This window comes from Litchfieldia alkalitelluris, assembly GCF_002019645.1.
GTDB classification, from domain to species: domain Bacteria; phylum Bacillota; class Bacilli; order Bacillales; family Bacillaceae_L; genus Litchfieldia; species Litchfieldia alkalitelluris.
Genome location: NZ_KV917374.1, coordinates 759,967 through 784,652 on the forward strand (window position 1 = coordinate 759,967; position 24,686 = coordinate 784,652).

Here is a 24,686-nt window from a genome sequence, read left to right on the forward strand (position 1 = left end):
GTAGCTATTAGGATTAGTAGACATTAGTATTTCATTGTCTGAGTGAGGACTTGGATCTAAGAAGTTTAGTAGTTTTATATATAATAGTTAAATGTGCAGTTATGATAACCGAGAGTTTGGGACAATAATGATGTGCACCCCAATTGTTAGACACAACAACTAACAATTGGAGGTGCACTTTTACATGAAGAAGAAATACCCTTTAGAAATAAAGATAGCTGCAGTAAATGAATATCTTGAAGGCGGAGAGTCTATCAGGCAGACAGCCCAAAAGTACAATGTTAATAAAACGATGTTACACAGATGGGTAGCGAAATTTCAAAATCATGGTATATCTGGCTTAGAGGAAACCTATACAAAATACTCATTTGAGTTTAAAATGGACGTACTTAATTATCTGAACGAGATGGGAGCGTCCATCGAAGAAGTTACTGCAGTATTTAATGTTTCTTCATCTGCCATAGTGTATAAGTGGAAGAATCTACTTGAAACACAGGGAATTGACGCTCTTAAAAAGAAGAAAAAGGAGCGTCCTTCACCCATGAAAAAGCAACCTAAGAATAATCAACCAGTAGAAGGAACTGAAGAAGCACTACGTGCTGAAATTGAACAACTTCGTATGGAGAATGCATATTTAAAAAAGCTACAAGCCTTAATTCAGGAAAAGAACTCACAGAAAAAGAAAAGGCACAGGTGATTTATGAATTAAGGCGTGAATTTAAGGTGATTGACTTGATAAAGTTCGCTGAAATGCCACGTAGCACGTATTATTATTGGGTAAAACAAATGGATAAACCAGATAAATATAGTGAAATGAAAGAGGTTATCCAACAGATCTTTGACGAACATCAAGGTCGATATGGCTATCGACGTATCACACTGGAATTACGTAATCGGGGTCATGTAATTAATCACAAAACAGTCCTTCGCTTAATGAATGAGATGGGTTTAAAATGCTTAGTTCGCATGAAAAAATACCGTTCATATCGTGGAAAAGTGGGTGAAGTCGCACCGAATATACTAGAGCGAGATTTCCAAGCTACGAAGCCAAATGAGAAGTGGGTTACAGATGTGACAGAATTCCATTTGTTTGGCGAGAAACTTTATCTTTCACCTATTCTGGACCTTTACAACGGTGAAATTATTGCTTATAACCTAGAGAAACGTCCAGTATACACACTTGTATCTAAAATGTTAGATACGGCCATACAACAATTAGACGACCATGATTGCCCTATCCTTCACTCTGATCAAGGCTGGCATTATCAGATGAAGAAGTTTCGACACACCTTACAGAAGAATGGAATTACCCAAAGTATGTCTCGCAAGGGCAATTGTTTAGATAATGCAGTAATGGAGAACTTTTTTGGATTATTAAAGAGCGAATTACTTTATTTAAGAGAATTTGAGAGTATGGATCATTTCAAACTAGAATTAGAGAAATATATTTACTATTATAATCACAAACGGATTAAGCAAAAATTAAAAGGTATGAGTCCGATTCAATATCGAACTCATACCCAGCAAGCTGCTTAATAGCTTGTGTCTAACATTTTGGGTTCAGTTCATAAGCATGTCCCTTTGTCTCCTTCGGGATTCTTTCCCGGTTCATTAGTTTTTAGACTTTTTTACAGAATCGATGGTATCTAACAGATGATCGATCATTTTTAAAGCAGACTTCTGCTCTAAGGCAGGTCGATAAGCGAGTTTATCGATGATTTCAGTCAAGACTTCAGATTGCTGAGCTTTTCCTAAATCCTCTGCATGAATTAACAACTCATATAAAGTAATACCAAGAACAGTTGCAATCTTTTCGAGAGTTTCTAACGAGAAAGGCTTTTCTCCCCGTTCGATATTTCCCATAAAGGTATTCGATACCCCTACCTTCTCTGCTAAATCAGCCTGACTCCACTTTTTCTTCTTTCTAAATCGACGAATTCGTTCTCCAAGTACTTTTCCGGTATTCAAAGAAATCACCTCTAGGATTAGTTAATCGTAGAAGTGTAAAAATGTGGATAAACCATAGGTTGGTAATTCATTAGATATATCAACCTATAGTTGGTATTTGTAAAAAATCAAAGAACAAGGCAAAAGAATTACTTAGTTATTAATAGATAGTAAGCGAAAGATCTCGCCCAGTTTTAATAGAAATTCGTTGAAGCATTTACGCCTAAATAGAAAGTAGAAGTGACAAACAACACCCATTACCTTGTATAATAATGAGATCAATTGTGCTTAAGATTCAATCATGTTGGAGATATAATTGGCGGTTAAGGTGTTGAGAGTTGCAATATACATCTAGCTGTTCGTTCAAATTGTTTTTGTAAAAGATAGTAAGATTCAGTCATGAGAATCTCTTGACCATTCTTGAAGATAATGATCGATGGGTGGGTTGTTCTAGTTGGGCCGAGATTTGGTTTGATTTTTAAGACATGGTTGCAGAAAATCCACTTGCACTCGAAGTTGTTGGGTGACTCTGTTGGAAAGGCAATAATATTTAAGTTTGGAAAGACTGGAATAGGTGTTTTCTGCTTGGCTCCAGTCATGTAGAACATCGCTTGACGTCGCCCGTTAAAGGTAGATCCACCAATGATACATGATGACTGTATGATTTGTAGGGCAGTTTGTTTCACAAAGAATTCTCTTGTTCTTTCAATAACATGGGTTGAATAATCGATATGGGCGATGGGTAAAAGAGACATTGTATCATGATTAATCTGATAATTATTTAAAATAACATGCATATAAAACGTACAGCTCCTTTGTTGGGGATATGATTTAAAGTAAGTGATTATTTCTTGTTTGAGTGATTGAGGGGAGAAGTATTGTGAAGATTACTTTATGTTTTCTTCTTTTTTAACCACCTCCGGTTACTCATCAGACTTTGAAAAATTTGATTGTTAACACCCTTACCCTGACTCAACGGTTTTCTTTCTTACAAATACAAAAATTTTGTTCTCCAACCACTTTTAAAATAAAAAATCACCTCTAGAATTAGTAAATCCTAGAAGTGATGATGTTGGGACTATCTATTAGTTGGTATTTTATAGAAAAGAGTAACCTGTAGTTGCTATTTCAAGATATTGTCATAATTTGTAGGAATTTGACAAGGTGAATCGTACCATTTACCCATTGACTATAGGTGTTTCTTAGGACTTATTCATACATTCAATTCAACCATTCTCTTCATCTTTTTCACAGCTGCTTTCCCCCAAGACTTCACAGCCTCTGATGTAACACCTTCTTCTTTCGCAATATCCACGATGCGTTTGTCTTCAATAATTCTCTTTTGCACCCACTTCCGCTGATTCACAAAAAGAAGCATTGGGACGGTTCTTTTGCTTCCATTTCAATTATTTGAAGTTACCTGGGGAACATTGGGACGTTCTCGTGCTAGTGTTTCAATCCTCAATAATCATTTGGGTGATGGTTTTCTTGTCGGTTGGTTATATAAGGCCAAGTCTAGTGGGTAATGACGATGGGCTTGATGCAGGTGCGTTAATGAGAAATCAGATTATTGTTTTACAATGTCTAAGAGTAAGGGCAATTATAAACGAGAGTTGGGTTAAATGAGGAGTTGATGGAGGGGTATAAAGAGCCCAAGCTAAGGCATTTGGCTATACAATGGGGTTGATAAGAGGTTAGTACGCAGATTAGTATGTGTACTTCTATGAGGAGGGTAACAAGGATTCGATTTAAGTAAACAAGGTTAGTCTACTAATCGTTGAGACTGCAGCAATAATCGAATCAAACTAGACCAAATGAGTTAAATGAACTTTAGGAAAACTAGTTAATGGATTTACTTTTCAATCAGAAGCAGTTGTTAACACGATAATTGATACAATATATATGGCGGATAATTGCCGTGCTTAAATCATAGATACCGATTTTTTTAAGATCACAGATGTTGTCCTTGCCCAGGCAAGGGACATAGAGACAACACTGTCCCCTTGTCTCTTGGAGTTGTGATTAAAGGGATAAACCTTCCCCTTGTCCCAGAAAATGTGGCTTGAGTGAACTTTGAGAATTAATTGAGCTGTTATAGCCAATTACCTGTCAGTTGTTTCAAGAAAACTAGTTATTTAAAGTGTGTTGGAAAGAAAGAAGGAGAGCACCTTCCAATAGGAAGGTGCCCAGGATTATAAATTGTTAGTTATTTAATTTTAGTTTCATTGCTTCAGCAATGATCATTGGGATGTCAATGTTATCGTGCAATCCAACAAATCTATCAGATTGTGGGCCATAAGCATAGATTGGAAGGTCAGTACCTGTATGAGCAGTGGATGTCCAACCAACTAATGCACGGTCACTAATTACCTCATTGATTGCAATTACAACTTTACTCGATTCTTTAATTCTATTAATTTCTTCTTCTGTTAAATCCAGACCTGTGTATTTTTTTACAACCTCTTTCACATTACTACGGTCACTGTTTAATTGTTTAGCCATAAAATCACCAGTTGCGGTTACATCATGCAAGAGTTCGATCTTCAAATCATATACACCATTAGACCCGACAGACATACCACCTGTTTCGTGGTCACCAGCAACTACGACTAGTGTATTTCCATCTTTTTTCGCAAATTCAATTGCTGCTGCTACTGCTTCATCGAATGCTTGCGTATCAGTCATTGCCCAAGCTGCGTCATGTGCATGTCCAGCCCAGTCAATTTGAGATCCTTCTACCATTAAGAAGAAACCGTCTTTATCTTGCTTTAAGGCATTAATGGCAGCATCTGTCATTTCAGCTAAGCTAGGCTGGTTAGTATTACTGCGCTCGAGTTCAGGGGCCATCGCTCCATCAGCAAATAAACCTAGGATTTTGTTACCTTTTACTTTAGATAGCTCACTAGAATTTGTTACATATTGATAACCATCTTTCTTTGCTTCTTCAACTAGATTGCCTTCTGGTTGTTTTCCACCTTCAGATGTTGGCAAAAAGAAACTTCTGCCTCCTCCTAGAATGACGTCAACACCATTCTCAAAATATTGAGGAGCGATCGTTGCTTCATCTCCACGTGATGCTACACTTGCTCCAAACACTGCAGGAGTTGCATGAGTAATGGTGGAAGTAGCAACTAAGCCAGTAGACTTTTTCGCGTCTTCAGCAGCATCAAGAATGGAATCTACTTCCTCTCCATCAGGTGTTACACCAACCATTCCATTATTTGTTTTAACACCTGTTGCCATGGCAGTACCTGCGGCAGCAGAGTCTGTCACTTCTGTGTTAGCAGAATGTGTTTTCATTAAACCTTTTACATAAGGATCGAATGAAGAATCTTCTCCTTTATACCAACGATAGTTTGTTGCATAGGCAGCGTTGTAACCATCTGGAATCATATATATTACGTTTTTCACTTTTTGATGTTGGTTGCCTGCCCACTCCGGTTTTTTCGCCTCTGCAGAATCAAACCCTACACTAACGTTAATCCCTGATAAAAGTACACCTGCTGATAAAGCTACTATTGCCATTTTTTTAAACATGGTTCATTTCTCCTCCTAATCGTTTTTACTAAATTAATATAACAATTCAGTTTTAAGAAAATATTAATTAGATGTAAACATAGAAGCATTAGATAAAAATGGTTGATTCGGACTATTAATAGACAGTACTAAAGTTTAATAATGAAAAAAATGATGTATTTCTATTATTAGAAATAAAGAATGCTAAGTTAAGAAGTTTAAAGCACTTGATGCCATTTAAGATTAATAGAGTAATAACAGGAAACAGGACTTACGGACTATTCAAAAACAAACGATCATTACTGAACTTGCCATCTTAAATTAAAAATTATTAAAAAACCATTAAATAACCTTTACAAAATTTACAAAGAAGCATGGGGACGGTTCTCGTGCTTCCAGTCGAATATCTTTTTTAGAGTGAAGAATGACTTTGGGGAATGAACTTAAATTAATATTCAATGAGTGAGGAATATATAAACGACTTAACGGGCACATAGAAAAGGGACTGATGGGTGAATTGATAAGAATTGCTAGGAAACATAGAAATAAGACAGTCGTTAACGGATCTTTTAATAGAAGTAGTGTATAGAATAGGCCCTTTACTGAGAGAAGTCACAAAGCCATCTATAAAAGGGAAGCTGTGCCTAAGAAAACTAGAGCCTCACTATATTACAAAGAGGCTCTAGTTGTGTTTTATTAGATTAATATTATTAAGGGCAATATCTCTTAATTATATGCCTCCATGATTCTCTTCATCTTTTTCACAGCTGCTTTCCCCCAAGACTTCACAGCCTCTGCTGAAACACCTTCTTCTTTCGCAATGTCCACGATGCGTTTATCTTCAATAATCCTCTTTTGCACCCATTTCCGCTGATTCACAGAAAGACCTTCAATATACACCTCAAGTCCTTCTTCCTCAAAAGCTTGAGGGGTGTTGGTGTCGACAAGGGAGAGACTTGCTTCTTCTGGTAACCCTTGATGATGATCATAGAACGCATTTTCTTTTTTCATATAATCTAGAAACTTCCCCCGAATAACTGCATAAGCATACGTCGAAAAGCTCCCTTTTTCTTCATCAAAGCGGGAATGCGCCTCCCATAAAGCAATCAATCCCACCTGATAAAACGCCTCATGATCACGATAAATATGAAGCTTCTTCATAATCGATAAAATCATTGGCTTATACTCATCAACAAGCACTTCAAAACTACTATTCAATTTTAATTTCCTTACAAAAAGCGCGCTTCTTCGTTATTCCGTCGGTACCTATAAAATAAAACAAACAACAACAACCGTCTAAAAGCCAAACATCAAGTATCCTAGAGCAAACGTAAAGTTTGACCTAGCACATACATCAAGTATCAGTGGGCAAACCAGAAGTTTGGAAGCATTGGTTTTTCCGCGCTTCCGTGGAAGCATGGGGACGGTTCTGGTGCTTCCATTTTGCTTGTATGAAGTTGACTAGTATTATAAAGAACGAAAGTTCTTGTCTATTTAGGCATTGAAATATAGAAACTCTCCAGGAACTTAGAAAACAAGCGAGCTTCCTTTATGCTAAAGGAAGCTTGCTTGGACTATAAGAAATTTTGAAGGTGCCAAACTTTAACATATTTCGAGACTATAGACATTGGGAATAGTGATAGTTAAAACAATCGTTTGATTGAAGCCTCGCAGTACGCTCTAATCCACTTGTACAAATGTTTAAGGTTTTTTATGTGGATCTTGCAAGAGATATAAAGGTTACAAAATTTAGCAATTTTTGTAGAATAATAGGTGGATAAAATGTAAAATATTGTTATAGTTAGTTGTTTATTAAATGGATTATTCAAACAGATTTATTTTACAGTCAAAAAGCGCAGTTTAAATTCTAGGTAGTCATAGAGTAGAAGATACAACATCATTCTTAGTATCTATAGAAAGAGAGAGAAGGTTGGGTATAGATGAAGTGTAGTCACTGTAATACCATGGATAGTATGGCAAGTTATATGTACATAGATCGAAATAATCGCCTTTTTACCGAGAGTGAATTAACAGCTTTCAAAGTTCTTCATCAAGAAGCGAAGGCTACTAATTTTAGAAAGGTTGTTTTATGTGGAATGTGTTATGAAAGGTTTGAACATAAACCCGTAAGAGTTAAGACAAAGAATACCGTGACTCCAATCACATCAAGACCCAATCCCACTTCGCCCGTCAAATCTTCACATTATTATCAATGTCCCTTTTGTCATACAGCAAATGAACCGCTTCGCAATACATGTAAAGGGTGTTCCCGGATTTTGTTTAGCACGGAGTATGACACGAAGAGAGTGTCTGCTTCTTCTTTTAACTATAAAAAGATCTTGTTAATCGCTGGGATTGCTGTTCTAGCAATCTATCTGGTTATGAGTGGTAAGGATGTAACAAGAGAAGCGGCTATTACTACACCTATGGAAAGTGTATTTAATAATGAGCCAGGCACTTATGAATGGGCAGATGGGTCATCCTACACAGGTGATTTTAAGAAGGGAAAGCCTCATGGAAAGGGAACGTTACATTGGTATAACGGAAACACTTATACAGGGGAATTTGTTGATGGACAGATTACCGGAAGTGGGAAGTTAAACTGGGCTGATGGAACTGTTTATGAAGGCGAGGTTTTTGATGGTCGTCCACATGGTCAGGGAACGATGTATTATGTGAGTGGTTCGGTATATACGGGGCAGTGGGTGAATGGGGAGCCGGAGTGATTGGTAGAGCGGGGAGAATGTTCTGGAAAAATACTTGGAATTTTAAATGTATAATAGAGTAGTATTATTAGAACTAAGAATATTTGTTGTTGTTTTATAAACAGCTTCTTTTTTTATAAATCATGAAAGGAGGAAAATGATGTATTGTATAAAATGCGGTGAAAAACAAAACGATGGTGCAAGTTTCTGCCATCATTGTGGAGCTGCTCAAAAAGACCAGAAAGAACTTGCTAGTGTTCCGCATAAAGACTTAGTAAATGAATTCACAAGAGAAGTTGGTTTAAAACTGTATGTTGGAGATAAAGCCGAGTATTATTTTAACAAATGGGGGTTAGAGCAAGGAGAAATAGTAAAAACCAGTTGGAATACTGCTGCCTTTTTTCTAGGCATTTTTTGGTTAGGTTATCGAAAAATGTATTCAACTTTGGTAATTATTTTATTGATCTGGATTGGTTTGGATGCTATCTTTTATGCTCTTGAGATCTATCATGCTGGAATTGATTATTTGATTGGTATTGTTACAGCAGCCGTATTAGGATTAAAAGGGAATTATTTATATTATCTTCAAGCAAATAAAAGGGTAGGGAAATTATCATCTAATGGTACATACTCAAAAGAACAATTAGTTCAATCAGGTGGTAAAAGTAAATTGGGGATATTTATTAGTATAGGGTTAAGTATTCTATATATGATTATATCCGTATATTTTATCCTCCCAAAGCTATCAACGGAAGTGATTGAGTTTGGATTTGATGAAATAGATGCTGAGATTGTCCAGCCTTCTGAAGTATTTGAACCAAATGATGAAATGTTTTATTCGTTTTATTTTCCTGATATGAAAGGTGGGTCATTTATGATTGTGATCGAGGATGTAATGAGTTCCACTTCGTCGATTTATGACCAATGGGATGATGAAGTTCCCCCTGATTGGTTGGGTGTTACAAATAGTATGATAGCTCCATCTGATGAAGGGGAATATCTCATGAAAGTAATAAAAAATAATAAAGTTGTCGCAAAGGGAACTTTTTATGTAGTAAGGAGATAGGGAGCACTGGGACGTTTTCAGTGCTTTTTTTTGTTGGGGGAAGCATTGGGACGGTTCTCGTGCTTCTGTCTACCAGCTCCGAAAAGTTTTTGAATGCATTATTGTATATATAAGCGTTATATAATTGATTATTTTGGGACATTGAACCAGTCACTTTATCCCAAGGTTTTTGGAGTTTTTCCAATTAAATGCATATTTCGACAGAATTTGCATTTACATAGTAGTATATTATACCCACATCTGTAAAAGTCTGTTATTTACTTTAGGGGGAAAATCATTGTTTTGTATTAATTGTGGATCTAAGTTAGAAGAGAATTCTAAATTCTGCCATCACTGTGGCCATGCTGTTCCGTTGAATAAAGAAAGTGTTCAAAGGAAAGAAGAGAAGATCGATACCACGGTACAACAAGTAAATCATATCGATCAAGTTGAAGTTTCGACATCCGTTGAACCTAATGGGAAAGCATTAGAAGTTGATGATCGCCTGTTAAGTCTATTTGTTGGTGAAAAGAAGAAAGATTATTATCTGAAAAAGTGGGCTAAAGGGGATCGTTCATGGAATTGGGCAGCATTTTTCCTATCGTTCTTTTGGCTGGGATATAGAAAAATTTATAAACCTATCCTTATTATGATGGCTATATTTTTAGCAATCGACCTTGTCGTTGTTTTAATTGGATTAGACGACACGAATATAAACAATGCAATTGGAATTTCCGTTGCTGTTTATTTTGGGATATGGGGTAACTTTCTGTATCGTAAACATGCAAGCAAGCACATCAAGGAAATGATAAATCAACATCAGTCAGATGAAATCATAGAAAGAGAGCTTAAAATACGTGGTGGCGGAAGCTGGAAAGGTGTTTTCGTTGCTTTGGGATTATTCGTGAGTTATCTCGTATTAGCCATGGTTATCTTCATGTTTGTCCCATCGATTCCCCAATTTTCTGAAGTGAATCCGGTGAACACTTCTCTTGAAATACCGGTTAATCAGGAAAACACGAATGAGGACATAGAGGCTGAAATCACTGACTTTCTTCATGCAAATATTGAGGCGCTTGAAAATGAAGATTTAGACGAGTATATGCTGATGGTGTATCAAGGTGAAGACCCATCACTATACAACCAAACTCAGGGAATGCTGGAAGTTATGTTTGAGAGCTATGATATTACATACGATATTAGCGATATTGAATTTTTAACCGTATCAGATCAAGAAGTAAAAGTCCGACTTACTCAAACTTCAATTTTAGTAGATGGAGAAGAATATCAGGATAATGAAACCATAATGATCCATACAGTGAAACCACAAGACGGACGTTGGAAATTTTTCGAAAGTGAAATTGAGTCGGTTCATTATTTAGATGAAGAAGAAGAGGAAGTGGTGACGAACACGGATCAAGTAGTTACCTCTAATGACTCACCTTATATAAAACTAGAAGCTGATGATATGTTTGACTTTAGAGTGACAGAAACAATTGATGTGAACAACGATGGAGTGTTTGAGACCGTTATTCTTCAAGGGGCTCCTGAAGATGGTGACAGCTACTTAAATGAAAACGTAGAAATCATTGTTGAGTTTGATGGAGGAAGTACGTCAGTCATTGTTTCGGCTGAAAATGCTCCATCTCTATATGTCTATGATATTGATCAAGACGGATGGATGGATTTATTATACGAAACAGGATATCGAATACATACGGTAGATATGTATTTATTAGGTAAGGAAGGTTTAGAATACTATACGACATTCGATGGGTCTGTAGAAGATTTACGCCCATATGAAGTCGTAACAGACAGTGATACATACACATTCAATGAGGCTGCAGCTACCACAACTTCATTTGATGAAGCGATCAATTATTATGATCAAAGCTGTATATCGTGTCATGGTGCAAGCTTAGAGGGTGGAGTAGGACCAGCATTATATGATATTGGCTCTAAATTAACTCAAGGTGAAATCGAAGATGTGATTATAAATGGACAAGGAATCATGCCAGGGAGAATAGTCTCAGAGAGTGAATCAGAGATTATTGCTGAGTGGCTGGCTTCGTTGAAATAGGGACGTGGGGGATAACCATTTTCTCGTTTGTTCATGGATATAGTATATATGTTTAGCTTCCAGGACATCGAATTCATTGTTATACCATACGGGAAGTAACTGATATAGAACCAAAGAATTTTCGCGAAAACGTTCATGATCTATTAACATAGAAAAAGAGCTAGTGTCCTTTAAAGGACGCTAGCTTATTTAAATGCCGAAATTCTACATTATTCTAGATCATGGAGATGTTGAGATGATGGAATATGATGAGATGTTTCTATTTGTATTCATATATGAAGACTTTTATTTTTCTCGATCTTATTCAAGGTTCTGACAAGGGTCAATCGGAAATTTTGCGCGAAAGAAGGACAAAATCATCCTTGTCTCCTATGTCCAAAAAAACAATGTGAGAAAATCTGACGAATTTGTTGTTCTAATAGTTTTTATTGACTAGAATAAAAATATTCAGAAATGAATATATTATCAGTAAATAAATAAAAGGAAGATTTACTGATTTGATAACTCATTTCTGAGTAAATTCTTCTAACTATTTAATAGTGAATAATTTCATTGGAGAAAGGGGGGAGATGTATTAATCGAGAAGCGGTTTGGCATGAAAATGAAGCTATTCTTGAGTCGTTAATTGATGACTTGTTAGTAACAAGTGTTGATGGAATCATCTTAAAAGTAAGTGAAACAACCGGTGGAATTTATGGTGTGAAGTCCGAGGAATTAGTTGGTAAGTCAGTTTATGATTTGGAACGCGAAGGATTGTTTTCACCTCTTGCAACTCCTTTAGTAATTAAACAAAAGAAAAAAGTGACATTTGTGCAAACTACCAGGGAAAAACGCAAGCTTTTAGTGACAGGGATTCCGGTATTTGATCATAATGGTGAGCTTGTCAGGGTTGTGAGTTATTCCCATGATGTGACTGAACTAGTAGAAGTTAAAAAGTATTTAGATGATATGGAAGATGAAATTGACCGAGTCAAAAGAGAATTAGAGTTATTGCGAAATCAACATGTCTACACAGAAGGATTGATTGCTAAAAGTAGAGAGATGAAAAAGGTTATAAAAATGGCACTTCAAGTTGCTGAAGTCGATGTTAACGTTCTTTTAGAAGGAGAAACAGGGGTTGGAAAGTCTCATATTGCAAAATTAATCCATCGAAAAAGCTTACGAAAAACTGGTCCATTTATTGAGGTGAATTGTGGAGCGATTCCAGAATCCATTTTTGAAGCCGAATTTTTTGGTTATGAAGGAGGATCATTCACTGGAGCAAGTCGTAAAGGTAAGCCAGGGTTAGTAGAACTATCCGAAAATGGCACCCTGTTCTTAGATGAAATTGGTGAGTTATCATTACCTCTACAAGTAAAAGTATTAAAATTCATTCAAGAAAAACAATTTTATCGAGTAGGTGGAACAAAGCTTAAAAGTGTCGATTTCAGGTTAATTGCTGCAACAAATATTGATTTAAAACAGGCTATTGAAGAAAATAAGTTTCGGCAGGATCTTTATTTTCGCCTAAACGTCGTACCTATAACCATCCCCCCACTTAGGAATCGAAAAGAGGATATTGTTCCTTTTATTCATCATTTCTTAACAGAATTTTCAAAGAAATACAATTTAGAGAGAGCCATTGATGAGGCCGTTATTCAGCAGCTTACTAATCAAGAATGGAAAGGAAATGTTAGAGAATTAATTAACTTAATGGAACGTTTAGTAGTTACATCACAAGCAAGAACGATTATTCTAAATGACCTCCCTGATACTTACAGAACCATATCGTATGAATCCTTCACTCACTCCATAGATACTACCTTACCAGAAACAATCAATAAAATTGAAAAAAACATATTACAAAGAGCCAAAAAACAATATAAAACAACAGTTCAAATGGCGAAAGTTTTAGGGATAAGTCAGCCATCTATTGTTAGAAAATTAAAAAAATATAAAATAGAGTAACTTTGGCATGTATCTTGCATGGTATAAGATTGAAAGCTAAATCTACGATTGCAAGGGGGATAAACATGGAAAGTTGGGGTCAACTTGTCGAAGATATTTCAGAGTTGCTTGCACCAAGCATGGCAAAGGACCATCCAAATTTACCAGTAATAAAGGCAGAGGGATGCTATTACTATGGGTTAGATGGTAGAAAGTATTTAGATTTCACCTCGGGGATTGCGACTGAGAATGTTGGTCACTGTCATCCGAAGGTCGTTAGTGCGATTAAACGTGGAGCGGATTCATTGATGCATGGACCATCTGGAGTAATTATCTATGAATCTATTTTAAAGCTTGCTAAGGTGTTACAAAATGAGTTGCCAGGCAACTTGGATTGCTTCTTTTTTTCTAATAGTGGCTCAGAGGCGATTGAAGGGGCAATAAAATTAGCAAAGCATGCGACAAAACGGCCATATGTTGTATCTTTTACAGGTTGTTTTCATGGTAGAACAATTGGTGCTTTAAGTGTATCCACTTCGAAAAGTAAATACCGTAAATTTTTGCAGCCGAACTGGCTTACCTATCAAGTGCCATATCAAGATAAATTTGCAGATGAAGCAGAAGCACTAACAAAGCTAGAGATGGATTTTGAATCATTGTTTGCCCATCAAGTAACTCCGGAAGAGGTTGCTTGTGTCATTCTTGAACCAGTCTTAGGAGAAGGAGGGTATGTTGTTCCGTACAAATCTTGGTTGCAAAGAGTTCGAGAGATTTGTAGTAGGCATGGAATATTACTCATATTTGACGAAGTCCAAACCGGGTTTGGTCGTACAGGTGAAATGTTTGCGGCTCAAACATTTGGTGTTCATCCAGATATTATGGCAATTGCAAAGGCGATTGCATCTGGAGTGCCATTAAGTGCGACTGTTGCTTCAAAAGAGCTAATGCAGAAGTGGCCACTTGGTTCCCATGGTACAACATTTGGGGGAAATCCACTTGCGTGTGAAGCAGGATTAGCAAGTCTTGAAGTAATAAAGGAAGAAAACTTGCTTCAAAATTCCAAGGAGTTAGGAAAATATGCAATAACAAGGCTAAAGGAATTACAACAAAAATATACGATCATCCGTGATGTCAGAGGGATTGGGTTAATGATAGGGATTGAGTTTGCTGACCCTATAACGGGAGAGCCTGATGGTGAAGCGGTAAAAGATATTTTAGATCTAGCTCTTGAGCAGGGTGTTTTATTCTACTTATGCGGAAATGCAGGAGAGGTGATCCGAATGATTCCGCCATTAATTGTAACAAAAGAGCAAATTGATGAAGGACTTACAATGTTAGAACAGGCCATTCAAAACTACATAAACAGAAATGAGGAGAAGAAATGAGTGATTTACAAGTCGATGTTGAAACTAAAAAGCAAAAACCAAAAGAGGTAAAAGCAATCAATGCATTTGTTCTTTTATTTGGTGTTATTATTATTGCCGCGATTTTAACGTACATTGTTCCTGCAGGACAATATGAACGTGTTGAGGTTGATGGGCGTAGTGTGATTGATCCGCAATCTTTCCAATTCATTGAATCAAATCCAGTTGGTTTTTTAGAAATTTTCAATAGTATTCATACAGGGATGTCGGATGCATCTAGTATTATCTTCTTTGTATTTATTGTGGGTGGTGCATTTGGAATTTTACAAGCTACAGGTGCACTTGATTCATTTGTTGTCTATTTGTCTACAAAGCTAGCAAACCGTGAAAAGATTATTATTCCTGTTTTGATGCTTTTCTTTGCAGCAGGTGGATCGCTAATGGGGATGGCGGAAGAAACGCTAGTATATATTGGAATTCTTGTTCCGCTAGCAATTGCTTTGAAGTTTGATGCCATTGTTGGGTTTGCAGTTGTTGTACTTGGAGCTTCAGTAGGTTTTACATCAGCAGTTATGAATCCATTTACAGTTGGTGTGGCGCAAGGGGTAGCCGAGCTGCCTACCTTCTCAGGCATTGGTTTTCGCTTAGTGTTATTAGTCGTCTTTTATTTAGCAGCCGTTCTATACATTTTGCATTATGTTAAAAAAATCAAAAAGGATCCGTCTCTTGGTTTTTATGGTAAGTATGAACAAGGGTCTCAAGAAGGGTTACTTAAATCTAATAGTAAATTAGACACAAGGCATAAATGGGTATTAATAACATTTCTATTAAACTTTGTTGTATTAGTATATGGTGTAATTAAATTTGGTTGGTATATTACCGAAATCGCGGGATTATTCTTGTTGTTCGGAATTTTAATCGGTATTGTTGGTAGACTTTCTGCAAGCAATATTGCTGATAGCTTTATCAAAGGAGCAGGAAATCTTGTTGGTGGAGCATTAATCATTGGGGTTGCCCAAGCCATTTTAGTTATCTTCAACAGCGGTGGCTTAATGGATACAATTCTTTACTATGCTTCAAGTGCAATTGATAATATTCCTGGAGCTTTCACTGCAGTTGGGATGTTTATTTTACAATTAGGGTTAAATTTCTTAGTTCCATCTGGAAGTGGTCAAGCAGCACTAACGATGCCGATTATGGCACCATTAGCAGATCTAGTTGGTGTTACAAGACAAACAGCAGTACTGGCATACCAATTAGGTGACGGCTTATCAAATAATATTTTCCCTACAGTTGGTTTCTTTATGGCAGGTCTTGCTTTAGCGGGTATTCCATGGACTAGATGGTTGAAATGGGTGTTTCCATTGTTCTTAATTCAAATCGCAATTAGTGTCATTGCTCTAGTCATTGCCCAATTGATTCAATATGGACCATTCTAAATATAGGAGGTTACATGGTGGAAGTTGTATCACAAACAGAACAACTAGTTGAAAAGTTAATAAAAGACAGACGTTACCTACATGAACATCCTGAACTATCTGGGATTGAGTTTGAAACAGGTAAATATATTAAAGAACGATTAGAGTCTTTGGAGATTACTATATTAGATTATAAGTTTCCTAATGTGATTGGTTATATTAAAGGTAAGGTTGGTAAAAAGACATTGGCTTTACGTGCGGATATCGATGCCCTCCCGATTGTGGAGGAGGGTGATAAGCCGTATCTATCAAAAAATCATGGAGTTGCACATGTGTGTGGGCATGATGGTCATACAGCGGTGTTGTTAGCAGTCTCAGAATGGATTGCTCAAAATCAAGATGAGATTGAACCGAATATCTTACTTATTTTTCAATCGTCTGAAGAGATTACTCCAAGTGGAGCAGAAGCTCTAGTTAGAGATGGAATCTTAGAAAATGTGGATGAAATCTATGGCATTCACCTCTGGCAGGGATTGAAGAAGGGGAAGATTGGGTTAACTTATGGACCAATGATGGCCTCTGCAGATGATTTTGAAATAACAATTGAAGGATCTGGGGGCCATGGTTCGATGCCACAGGATACAGTTGATCCAATTTATATTGCAACCCATGTGATTCAAGCATTGCAATCAATTGTTAGTCGTAATTTAAATCCAGTTCATCCCAGTGTAATTTCAGTTGGTAGGATTGAAGCGGGTACAGCTTATAACATTATTCCTAATAATGTAAAGCTATATGGAACAGTCCGCGGCTTAACACTTGATGATGTCACAATCCTTCGTCAACAAATGCTCAAGCTTACTGCAGGGATTTGTGCTAGTTTTGGTGCAAAGGGTTCTGTTCGTTACATTATTGGTACGCCGCCGCTTGTGAACCATCCAGAGCAAAGTAAATATATTGAAAAAGTGATACGTACCACATTTGGGGATGATACCTTTGAGCTTGTCGAACCAGTGATGGGGGGCGAGGATTTTGCTTATTATTTGTTAAAAAAACCGGGTTCGTTCATTTTTGTTGGTATGGGCGGTGAAAAAAGTAAATATCCACACCATCATCCACGCTTTGAAATTGATGAAGATGTATTACCGAACGCGGTAAAGCTTTTCATTGAAATTATAAAAAACTATCAATAGGAGTGAGTCATCATTGGAATTAACTGTAACCTTTCAAGATGTGTTAAAAGCTAGAAAAGCGCTAGAAGGAAGAATTATTCATACACCGCTTATACAATCAACGAATCTATCAAAAGAAGTTGGAAGTGATGTGTGGTTTAAAATGGAGAGCCTTCAAAAAACAGGTTCATTCAAGGTCAGAGGAGCTCTAAATAAACTAGATTCATTAACAGAGGAAGAGTTAGCAAAGGGAGTGATTACCGCTTCAGCAGGTAACCATGCTCAAGGGCTTGCATATGCATCTTCGTTAAAAAATGTTTCCGCGCAAATTATCGTCCCAATGACTACGCCGGAAACGAAAAAGCAAGGGATAAAAAGATTAGGTGGAGATCTTGTTGTTCACGGCAATTCTTATGATGAAGCAGAGGAATATGCTCTACATCTTGCAGAGGAAACTGGTCGTGTATTTGTAAATGCGTTTGAGGATGACTATATTATTGCTGGTCAAGGAACCTCGGCACTTGAAGCATTTTTAGCAGAGCCTGATTTTGATGCAGTCGTTGTTCCAGCTGGTGGTGGAGGTTTACTATGTGGTGTGGCTCTTGTAGCAAAAGCAGTGAACCCAGATATCAAAGTGATTGGAGTTCAAACACATGCGTCTCCACCTTGGTATTATTCTTTTAAAGCAGGTGAACTAGTCCCAGTTGAATATTCAGCTTCATTGGCAGAAGGTTTGCATGGTGGAATTACAAAAGCAAATCTTGATTTAGCTCTTAAAATTGTCGACGATATTATTTTAGTTGAAGAAGAAAAGGTAGCAGAGGCAATGGTGTGGATGGCAAAGGAACATCACTACATGATTGAAGGATCTGGAGCAGTTGGAATCGCAGCATTACGTGATGGAATTTTACCAGAACTAAAAGGAAAGAAAGTATTAACCTTTATTACTGGGAGTAATGTCGATTTTGACAAATTAACCAAGCTCTCTAAACATGTTGAGTGAGGTGTCATTAAATGGAGACAACAATCATTTCAAAAAAACAAATAGAAAAGTTATTAACAATGGATGCGGTGATTGCAGCAGTTGAAGAAGCCTATGGACTATTTTCTGCTCAAAAGGTAACTCTTGCTCCTGTATTATCGATTGACGTTGAGAAGCATCATGGTGAATTAGATATAAAAGCCGGCTATGAGCAAGTTGACGACATCATTAGTGTAAAGCTAGCGTCGGGATTTTGGAACAATCCTGAAAACTATAACCTCCCATCAGGGCTAGCAACGATTGTATTAGTTGACGCGAAAAACGGAGTTCCACTTGCTGTCATGGATGGCGGATTAATTACCGATATGAGAACAGGTGCAGCAGGGGCTGTCTCAGCTAAATATCTAGCACGACCTAATTCAAAGAGGGTAGCAATATTTGGAACAGGAATGCAGGCAAGAATGCAATTGCTTGCTTTATCAGAAATCCTTGATATTGAAGAAGTATATATATGGGGCCGAAATGAAGCGAAAGTAGCTAGCTATGTGCAAGAAATGGAAGCACGTGTAAAAGCAACTTTTTATCAAGGGATGTCGGCAGAGGAATGTACAGTGAACGCTGATATCATTATCACAACAACGCCAAGTAAAACTCCGTTGTTTGAAGCTGAGTGGGTACAACCGGGAACACATGTGATTTGTATTGGTACAGATATGCCAGGAAAACAAGAGGTTGACCCAAAGCTCTTTGAAAAAGCAAAAATCGTTGTTGATAGTTTTATACAATGTCAGGAACGAGGAGAAATTCAGCATGCGTTAACTAGTGGCCTCATTTCAGAGGTGTATGCTGAAATTGGTGAAATTGTATTAGGTGAGAAACAAGGTCGTGAAAGTAACCAAGAAATTACTGTGTTTGATTCTACCGGATTGGCGATTCAAGACATAACCACAGCAAAGATGATTTTAAAGCTGACAAATGATCGCAAGGACCTAATTAAAGTTGAATTGATTTAACGATGCTCCCAGAAGGGGTGAGTGTAGTGGAAATACAAAAGGTTGATATTTATGGGATTCGTTTACCATTAAAGGAGCCTTTTATTATATCATATGATACGTTTGATCATATGCCTATTATAGTTACCAGGCTTGAGACTGATGAGGGTATAGTTGGTTGGGGCGAGAGTTTACCTGATCCACATGTGACAGGGGAGACCTGGGAAAGCACTTATCAAGTTATTCGGAATGAGTTAGCACCTTTGGTACTTGGGGAAAACCCATTTTCGATCGATTATATTCATAAAAAAATGAATGAACGAATTTATGCTGCACCATCAGCAAAAGCTGCTATCGATATTGCTTTATATGATTTAATGGGAAAGATTACAGGTCAACCGCTTTATCAGTTACTAGGTGGCAAAGCCCACCCCGAGCTAGTTACCCCGCAGGTGATTAGCATGAAGTCTCCAGAAGCAATGGCAAAGGATGGCGCAGCATTTGTTAAAGCGGGTTATCGGAATATTAAAATTAAAGTTGGAAGTGGGGGAGGCCCCTCTTTAGATATCAATAGGATTAGAGCGGTAAGAGAAGCAATTTCAGAAGAAACAAAGCTCCGTGTTGATGCTAACCAAGGTTGGGATTTATTTACTGCTATTACCGTTATTAATGAAACTAAAGATTGCCAAGTGGAGTGGTATGAACAGCCAGTGATAGCCCATGATTTAAAAAGTATAGCGGAAATTCGAAGAACAACCCACGCAAAAATCATGGTCGATGAAAGTGTTCATAATAGCCAAGACCTCTTGAATGTGATTGAGCATAGGGCGGCTGACTTACTTAATATTAAGCTAATGAAAGCTGGTGGAATTTATCCAGCCCTAGCACTAGCAAGTATTGCAGAAGCAGCAGGAATGTCATGTCAAATTGGTTCGATGGTTGAATCAGCAATAGGAACACTGGCAGGAGCGCATCTTTCCATTGCAAAAACGATTATTAAATCAAATGAAATGATTGGTCCAAAGATGTTCACCAAAGATGTAGGTGAGGTTGTATATCATGGTGATGTATTAAAGTTGCCTGATAAACCTGGCCTTGGCGTAGATGTAGACGAATATTTTATAAAAGAGAATCAGATTTTTCAGTGTTCACTATCGATCTAAGTAGATAAAACAAAAAAAGACAAAAGGTACTTAAACCACTAAAACGAGTAATTTTTACAAGGGGGATAAAAAATTGGAAATAAAAACATTTAAAGTAGAAGAGTGGATGAATGAATATGAAATGGAAGCTGTTTATAACATTGCAGAAACTTGTGTGGATTCTCTAACTGTAAATGAATTGATTTCTATTGATGGTACAGACCCAGCTGTTTTTTTTCAAGAAATGGGAAAGAAAAAGTTAACATATGGCGACATTGAAGGATCTCCTGCTTTTAGACAGCTTGTTGCTAATCTATATGATGAGGTCAAACCGGAAAATGTATTAGTAATGAATGGAGCGATTGGAGCAAACTTTCTTGTATTTTATTCACTTGTTAAACCAGGAGACCATGTCGTATCTGTTCATCCTACATATCAACAATTATATGACGTGCCAGCATCTTTTGGTGCAACTGTCGATTTATTAAGATTAACTCCTGAAAATAATTTCTTACCTGATATAGAGGTCTTAAGATCACTTGTTAATGAAAAAACAAAGTTAATTTGTATTAACAATCCAAATAATCCTTCTGGTGCAATTATCGAAAGAGAAATGCTGGAAGAGATTGTTGAAATTGCTCGCTCCGTAGGTGCTTATATTTTATGTGATGAAGTGTACCGTGGTTTATGGCAGGATGAGAATACTGTCGTGCCTTCCATTGTTGATTTATATGAAAAGGGAATTGTCACACAAAGTATGTCTAAAGTCTTTTCATTAGCTGGTGTACGATTAGGCTGGATTGCAGGACCTAAAGAAGTGATTGCTGAATGTATAAGGCACCGTGATTATACAACCATTAGCTGCAGTATGATTGACGATTTACTAGCGGTCCATGCATTGAAGAATTACGACAAAGTACTAGAGAGAAACTTAAAGATTGTTCGTGACAATCTAGCTATTCTTGATGAATGGGTGAGAAATGAACCGAGTGTTACGTATATCAAGCCTCGTGCAGGTACAACAGCAATGTTGAAATATGATTTACCGATTTCTTCTGAAGAATTTTGTATTGGTTTGTTTAAAGCAAATGGTGCTTTTTTAACTCCTGGTAGCTGCTTCGACATGGAAGGTTACCTCCGAATTGGTTATGCATGTGAGACCGAAGTACTGAGACAGGGCCTTGAGAAAGTATCAGAATATATTGGGAGTTTAAGTGGTGTTGAAGTTTAGGAATAAAAGGGTCAAGGAAGAAATTCATGGAAGTAAAATTTAATAGTTCTAGATGAAAGCACCTTTTTAGGTGCTTTTGTTATTTACGTCATTAGATTGCAGGTAGATAATAGAGCAACATGGAGGGTTTCTCAAAAATCTTCTATAATTCTATACCAATGGTTTAAGATAGATAGTCTTGTTGCTTTTTGTATAATCAAATAGTATTACTTACAATAAGCTTACTAGGCTTTAAAATAGTCTTTGTATTGTTTAAACATTCCAATTAGTTTTGTGCTCAAAATATAAAAAAGAAATAGAAAGTCATTGGCTCTGTTTAATAGCGAGTGATAATAGGAAATAAAACACTTGGGTTGAAGAATTTTTATCATGGGGTTCTTTACATTCTTTTTCATATATTTAACAATAGAATTATAAATTAAAAGAGGAGAGTTAGGATGACATCACTTATAAATAAATTAATGAATAAGTATGATCTTGGAATAAAGCCTGGACCAGCCCTAAGGTATAACTTATATGGTGTTCGAGATAATAACCTGGAACAGGAAGAGTTGCCTGAAGTTGATTTGTACTCAGATGTTCTTTACTGGGAAGCAGTGCATGAAGGGGATATTAATCCTGATGATGACACCGTTAATTCTTATGATGATTATTTTCACCTGGACTATTTAGAGAATGATTATCATAGAACAAGATATGTTGATCATGGTCATCTATTAAACTCATTAAAAACAATTTGTAGCACAAAGGATCTCGATGTGTCTACTATATCAAACATCCTTATTAAGGTATCAGGCTATGGTGATTTGAAAGTAAATGAATATGTAAATCAAAAAATGAAAGAATTCTTAGATGAATATTCAGATGAAGTGGCTGAAGATTTAGGGCTAATTAAAAAATCCTCAAGTGCGTCCATTTGGCTTGAAAATCAGGCTGGCAAACGATATATACAGTTCAGATATTCTACAAATCCCTATTGCATTTATAAAGACAAAACTATTATTTTTCATAATGGAATAGATGTGGATAAGGTTGAAATCGCTTTTGATTATTTTGCCCTAACAGGTATTTCCATACCACTAAAATATCGTTCTAAGATCTTAAAAGGAGAAGAGTTTAAAACAGGCACAGAATTATTAAACCTTAATAATCCTTCAGACCACCTTCTTCAAATTAGCTATCGCAATCAAACCACACAATTTAGGAATTCTCCTGAACTAACCCTTTGGTATGGTGAACTAGGGGGTGATTATTTTGATGATGTGGAATATATTAAGGTCTTTGGGCCTGTGCCTAGGACTGAAAGACATGTTGAAGATGATGAGTTCTAGAGGTTAAGCGGGACATGGGGAAAGCCTTGTCCCGTTTACTTTAATTTGAAAATTCCTTTGCATATTTAACAACTTACACCCTAATTGTTCAATAAGCGTTATATGCTTTTAGCTTTGATGATATTGTTTCATCCAGTTAATTGTATTAATATTTTATATAAAATGTTTTACATGGACCGGTATTTACAGGATTATATGAATTTTTTGACGCAAGACCAGAAATATCAATTACCTATGATATTTGTTTAGCTGGTGATTATCCTGGTGTTGAAAAGCATCGCGCACCCATTCAGCTCAATAAAGGGCCTGGGATTAAGTTATATGATAAAAGTGGGAAAGCACATTACCACCAAATCGTCCCACCGATATTAGTAGAAGCATTAGAAAATGTGGCGTTTGAAAAAGGAATTCCCTATCAATATGAATTTCTAGCAGGCTCGACCAATGCAGATGTATTTGCAATGGAGCATACTGGCGTCATCGCCGGCGGCATCTCCATTCCCTGCAGGTATACACATACACCAGTTGAAATCGTGAGTTTGAAAGACACAGAGAATGCCATTAAGTTAACCGTCTTTTCGCGAAGGGCTTTTTCAAGGAAAAGGAGTATGTCATTTAGCGTGTTGTAGTCGTTTGTGGTTAGGTGTTTTACAGACAGCTGAGCAGCTTCACTTTCAAGCATGCCACGAAGTGTATAAATTTCATAAGCATCTTTTTTGGACAAGGTCGTTACACACGTTCCTTTGTTCACTTCATGAGTCACCAATCCTTCATGCTCAAGCTTACTAAGGGCCTCGCGAATAGGGCCTCTTGAGATTTTTAACTCTTGTGCGAGCTTTGATTGGGTGATTTTCTCGCCGGGTTTTAGTTCTCCATTTAAGATTCTTTTGCGAATATATTTTGCAACATCATCAGATAGATTTGTGACATCAAGTACCATTACGAATTCTCCTGTCATTTAATTTTTGATGGAAGTGGTTTGCAGAAAGTCGAATGTAGATTGTCGACAATCTGCAATGTGGTTGGTTGTCTAATATATATACCGGGTGTTGATGGAATATTCCGATTATTTTTGAGAGGGGAGCATGGGGACGGTTCTCACGCTTCCAAAGGAAGCGCAAGAACCGTCCCGGTGCATCCCGGTGCATCAAACATAATGCTTGAAAGTGTAGTCATCGGAAAGCAGAAGAACACTTTTATTCTAAAGGCCAAATGTGAAAAAAGAGGAGAGATATTGGAAGAGCCAAATATCAGGATTTATGGTCATTTGATTCTGTAGATGTTGAAATCGAGGGAGATGGTGCGGCTCGGAGTGTGTTGGTGATTTTAAGGAAATCTTTCAATTTTGTAATTGTATTCAAGGACTTTTTCATTATCCCAATTGTATTTAAGATGATGTCGACCAGTCCTTGTCCCTTTGGACATCCTCTGTTGCTAAAATGAATAAATAAGACCTCTACGGTTACCTTAATAAAAGCGTAGCTATTGTTATGTTCTGTGGCCTTTTTGGTACAGACACGAAGTAGGGTCCCAATCCATTTATAAATTAATCCTAATTCAGGTAGCAAATTAGTGAGTCAACGAAAAAAATAAGTGTTGGAGGAATGAACATGTCTGAACATCAAAACGGAAAACCTAACTACCAGCCAACCAATCCAGATACTAAAAAACCAAACGAACAACAAATGGGTAAAGGCAAATCTAACGCACGTGGCAAAATTCGTTAATAGGAGCATGGGGACGGTTCTCATGCTTCCATTTCAATATATATTTGATAGTGCATTCAACAAAAAAACCTCATCAGACTAAGCCGATGAGGTTTTCCCATTAAAAAC

Annotated in this window: 20 protein-coding genes and 1 pseudogene; 15 read left to right on the forward strand and 6 right to left on the reverse strand. The window is 37.0% G+C overall.

The window, feature by feature from the left end:
- Positions 1 to 184 precede the first annotated feature (184 nt).
- Positions 185 to 1,536, forward strand: a protein-coding gene (locus BK579_RS03635) for an IS3 family transposase (protein ID WP_139365034.1) whose coding sequence is annotated in 2 segments (ribosomal slippage) — positions 185 to 644 and positions 644 to 1,536 — 1,353 coding nt in all. Because the reading frame shifts where the segments join, the coding sequence is not laid out codon by codon here.
- 75 nt (positions 1,537 to 1,611) lie between these two features.
- On the opposite strand, the gene BK579_RS03640 is transcribed toward BK579_RS03635, so the two are convergent.
- The 3 genes from BK579_RS03640 to BK579_RS26015 form a co-directional block, all read right to left on the reverse strand.
- On the reverse strand, positions 1,612 to 1,968 hold the full coding sequence (locus tag BK579_RS03640) for a helix-turn-helix domain-containing protein (protein WP_169891053.1): 357 nt from the start codon (positions 1,966 to 1,968) through the stop codon (positions 1,612 to 1,614).
- A 302-nt stretch (positions 1,969 to 2,270) separates the two neighbouring features.
- Entirely contained in the window at positions 2,271 to 2,744 is a 474-nt protein-coding gene (locus BK579_RS03645; RefSeq protein WP_078543595.1) for a competence protein ComK, read from the reverse strand.
- Positions 2,745 to 3,160: 416 nt separating this feature from the next.
- Complete coding sequence (locus tag BK579_RS26015; protein WP_204524666.1) at positions 3,161 to 3,325, reverse strand: hypothetical protein; 165 nt, start codon at positions 3,323 to 3,325, stop codon at positions 3,161 to 3,163.
- Positions 3,326 to 3,357: 32 nt separating this feature from the next.
- On the opposite strand from BK579_RS26015, the gene BK579_RS26020 reads away from it, so the two are divergent.
- Positions 3,358 to 3,573, forward strand: a complete 216-nt coding sequence (locus tag BK579_RS26020; RefSeq protein WP_204524667.1) for a hypothetical protein — start codon at positions 3,358 to 3,360, stop codon at positions 3,571 to 3,573.
- A 576-nt stretch (positions 3,574 to 4,149) separates the two neighbouring features.
- On the opposite strand, the gene BK579_RS03650 is transcribed toward BK579_RS26020, so the two are convergent.
- Together BK579_RS03650 and BK579_RS03655 are read right to left on the reverse strand one after the other, a co-directional pair.
- On the reverse strand, positions 4,150 to 5,484 hold the full coding sequence (locus BK579_RS03650; protein ID WP_078543597.1) for an alkaline phosphatase: 1,335 nt from the start codon (positions 5,482 to 5,484) through the stop codon (positions 4,150 to 4,152).
- 705 nt (positions 5,485 to 6,189) lie between these two features.
- Complete coding sequence (locus tag BK579_RS03655; RefSeq protein WP_078543599.1) at positions 6,190 to 6,681, reverse strand: sigma-70 family RNA polymerase sigma factor; 492 nt, start codon at positions 6,679 to 6,681, stop codon at positions 6,190 to 6,192.
- A 746-nt stretch (positions 6,682 to 7,427) separates the two neighbouring features.
- On the opposite strand from BK579_RS03655, the gene BK579_RS26025 reads away from it, so the two are divergent.
- The 13 genes from BK579_RS26025 to BK579_RS27000 all read left to right on the forward strand — a co-directional run bounded on the left by BK579_RS26025 (position 7,428) and on the right by BK579_RS27000 (position 23,480).
- Positions 7,428 to 8,189 carry an MORN repeat-containing protein gene (locus BK579_RS26025; RefSeq protein ID WP_204524668.1) on the forward strand — a complete coding sequence of 254 codons (762 nt, stop codon included), beginning with the start codon at positions 7,428 to 7,430 and terminating at the stop codon, positions 8,187 to 8,189.
- Positions 8,190 to 8,328: 139 nt separating this feature from the next.
- A complete protein-coding gene (locus BK579_RS03665) occupies positions 8,329 to 9,234 on the forward strand; it encodes a DUF2628 domain-containing protein (protein WP_169891056.1) in 906 nt (301 codons plus the stop codon).
- Positions 9,235 to 9,511: 277 nt separating this feature from the next.
- Positions 9,512 to 11,293, forward strand: a complete 1,782-nt coding sequence (locus tag BK579_RS03670) for a DUF2628 domain-containing protein (RefSeq protein ID WP_169891057.1) — start codon at positions 9,512 to 9,514, stop codon at positions 11,291 to 11,293.
- A 552-nt stretch (positions 11,294 to 11,845) separates the two neighbouring features.
- Complete coding sequence (locus tag BK579_RS03675; protein ID WP_235848327.1) at positions 11,846 to 13,240, forward strand: sigma-54 interaction domain-containing protein; 1,395 nt, start codon at positions 11,846 to 11,848, stop codon at positions 13,238 to 13,240.
- Between the two features lie 65 nt (positions 13,241 to 13,305).
- Positions 13,306 to 14,604 (forward strand): aspartate aminotransferase family protein, encoded by a 1,299-nt coding sequence (locus tag BK579_RS03680; RefSeq protein WP_078543607.1) that lies wholly within the window; start codon positions 13,306 to 13,308, stop codon positions 14,602 to 14,604.
- Positions 14,601 to 16,022, forward strand: coding sequence for a YfcC family protein (locus BK579_RS03685; RefSeq protein WP_078543609.1), 1,422 nt, complete (start codon positions 14,601 to 14,603; stop codon positions 16,020 to 16,022). The genes BK579_RS03680 and BK579_RS03685 overlap by 4 nt, the downstream gene beginning before the upstream one ends.
- A gap of 14 nt (positions 16,023 to 16,036) precedes the next feature.
- Complete coding sequence (locus BK579_RS03690; RefSeq protein ID WP_328589229.1) at positions 16,037 to 17,194, forward strand: M20 metallopeptidase family protein; 1,158 nt, start codon at positions 16,037 to 16,039, stop codon at positions 17,192 to 17,194.
- A 13-nt stretch (positions 17,195 to 17,207) separates the two neighbouring features.
- Positions 17,208 to 18,176 carry a threonine ammonia-lyase gene (locus BK579_RS03695; RefSeq protein ID WP_078543611.1) on the forward strand — a complete coding sequence of 323 codons (969 nt, stop codon included), beginning with the start codon at positions 17,208 to 17,210 and terminating at the stop codon, positions 18,174 to 18,176.
- Between the two features lie 11 nt (positions 18,177 to 18,187).
- Positions 18,188 to 19,168, forward strand: a complete 981-nt coding sequence (locus tag BK579_RS03700) for an ornithine cyclodeaminase family protein (protein WP_078543612.1) — start codon at positions 18,188 to 18,190, stop codon at positions 19,166 to 19,168.
- 26 nt (positions 19,169 to 19,194) lie between these two features.
- Positions 19,195 to 20,310, forward strand: a complete 1,116-nt coding sequence (locus BK579_RS03705) for a mandelate racemase/muconate lactonizing enzyme family protein (RefSeq protein ID WP_235848328.1) — start codon at positions 19,195 to 19,197, stop codon at positions 20,308 to 20,310.
- A 73-nt stretch (positions 20,311 to 20,383) separates the two neighbouring features.
- Positions 20,384 to 21,520: an aminotransferase gene (locus BK579_RS03710; protein WP_078543614.1), complete on the forward strand. Its 1,137-nt coding sequence runs from the start codon at positions 20,384 to 20,386 to the stop codon at positions 21,518 to 21,520.
- Positions 21,521 to 21,957: 437 nt separating this feature from the next.
- On the forward strand, positions 21,958 to 22,851 hold the full coding sequence (locus BK579_RS03715; RefSeq protein ID WP_078543616.1) for a hypothetical protein: 894 nt from the start codon (positions 21,958 to 21,960) through the stop codon (positions 22,849 to 22,851).
- 239 nt (positions 22,852 to 23,090) lie between these two features.
- On the forward strand, positions 23,091 to 23,480 hold the full coding sequence (locus BK579_RS27000) for a hypothetical protein (protein WP_407936266.1): 390 nt from the start codon (positions 23,091 to 23,093) through the stop codon (positions 23,478 to 23,480).
- Positions 23,481 to 23,593: 113 nt separating this feature from the next.
- On the opposite strand, the pseudogene BK579_RS27005 reads toward BK579_RS27000, so the two are convergent.
- Positions 23,594 to 23,809, reverse strand: a pseudogene (locus tag BK579_RS27005) (GntR family transcriptional regulator); the annotation flags it as partial.
- Positions 23,810 to 24,686 lie beyond the last annotated feature (877 nt).

Excerpts from the sequence above, each read along its gene's own strand:
- BK579_RS03645 (WP_078543595.1), bottom strand. The coding sequence starts at position 2,744 with ATGCATGTTATTTTAAATAATTATCAGATTAATCATGATACAATGTCT.
- BK579_RS26015 (WP_204524666.1), bottom strand. The coding sequence starts at position 3,325 with ATGCTTCTTTTTGTGAATCAGCGGAAGTGGGTGCAAAAGAGAATTATT.
- BK579_RS03650 (WP_078543597.1), bottom strand. The coding sequence starts at position 5,484 with ATGTTTAAAAAAATGGCAATAGTAGCTTTATCAGCAGGTGTACTTTTA.
- BK579_RS26025 (WP_204524668.1), top strand. The coding sequence starts at position 7,428 with ATGGATAGTATGGCAAGTTATATGTACATAGATCGAAATAATCGCCTT.
- BK579_RS03665 (WP_169891056.1), top strand. The coding sequence starts at position 8,329 with ATGTATTGTATAAAATGCGGTGAAAAACAAAACGATGGTGCAAGTTTC.
- BK579_RS03680 (WP_078543607.1), top strand. The coding sequence starts at position 13,306 with ATGGAAAGTTGGGGTCAACTTGTCGAAGATATTTCAGAGTTGCTTGCA.
- BK579_RS03685 (WP_078543609.1), top strand. The coding sequence starts at position 14,601 with ATGAGTGATTTACAAGTCGATGTTGAAACTAAAAAGCAAAAACCAAAA.
- BK579_RS03690 (WP_328589229.1), top strand. The coding sequence starts at position 16,037 with ATGGTGGAAGTTGTATCACAAACAGAACAACTAGTTGAAAAGTTAATA.
- BK579_RS03700 (WP_078543612.1), top strand. The coding sequence starts at position 18,188 with ATGGAGACAACAATCATTTCAAAAAAACAAATAGAAAAGTTATTAACA.
- BK579_RS03715 (WP_078543616.1), top strand. The coding sequence starts at position 21,958 with ATGACATCACTTATAAATAAATTAATGAATAAGTATGATCTTGGAATA.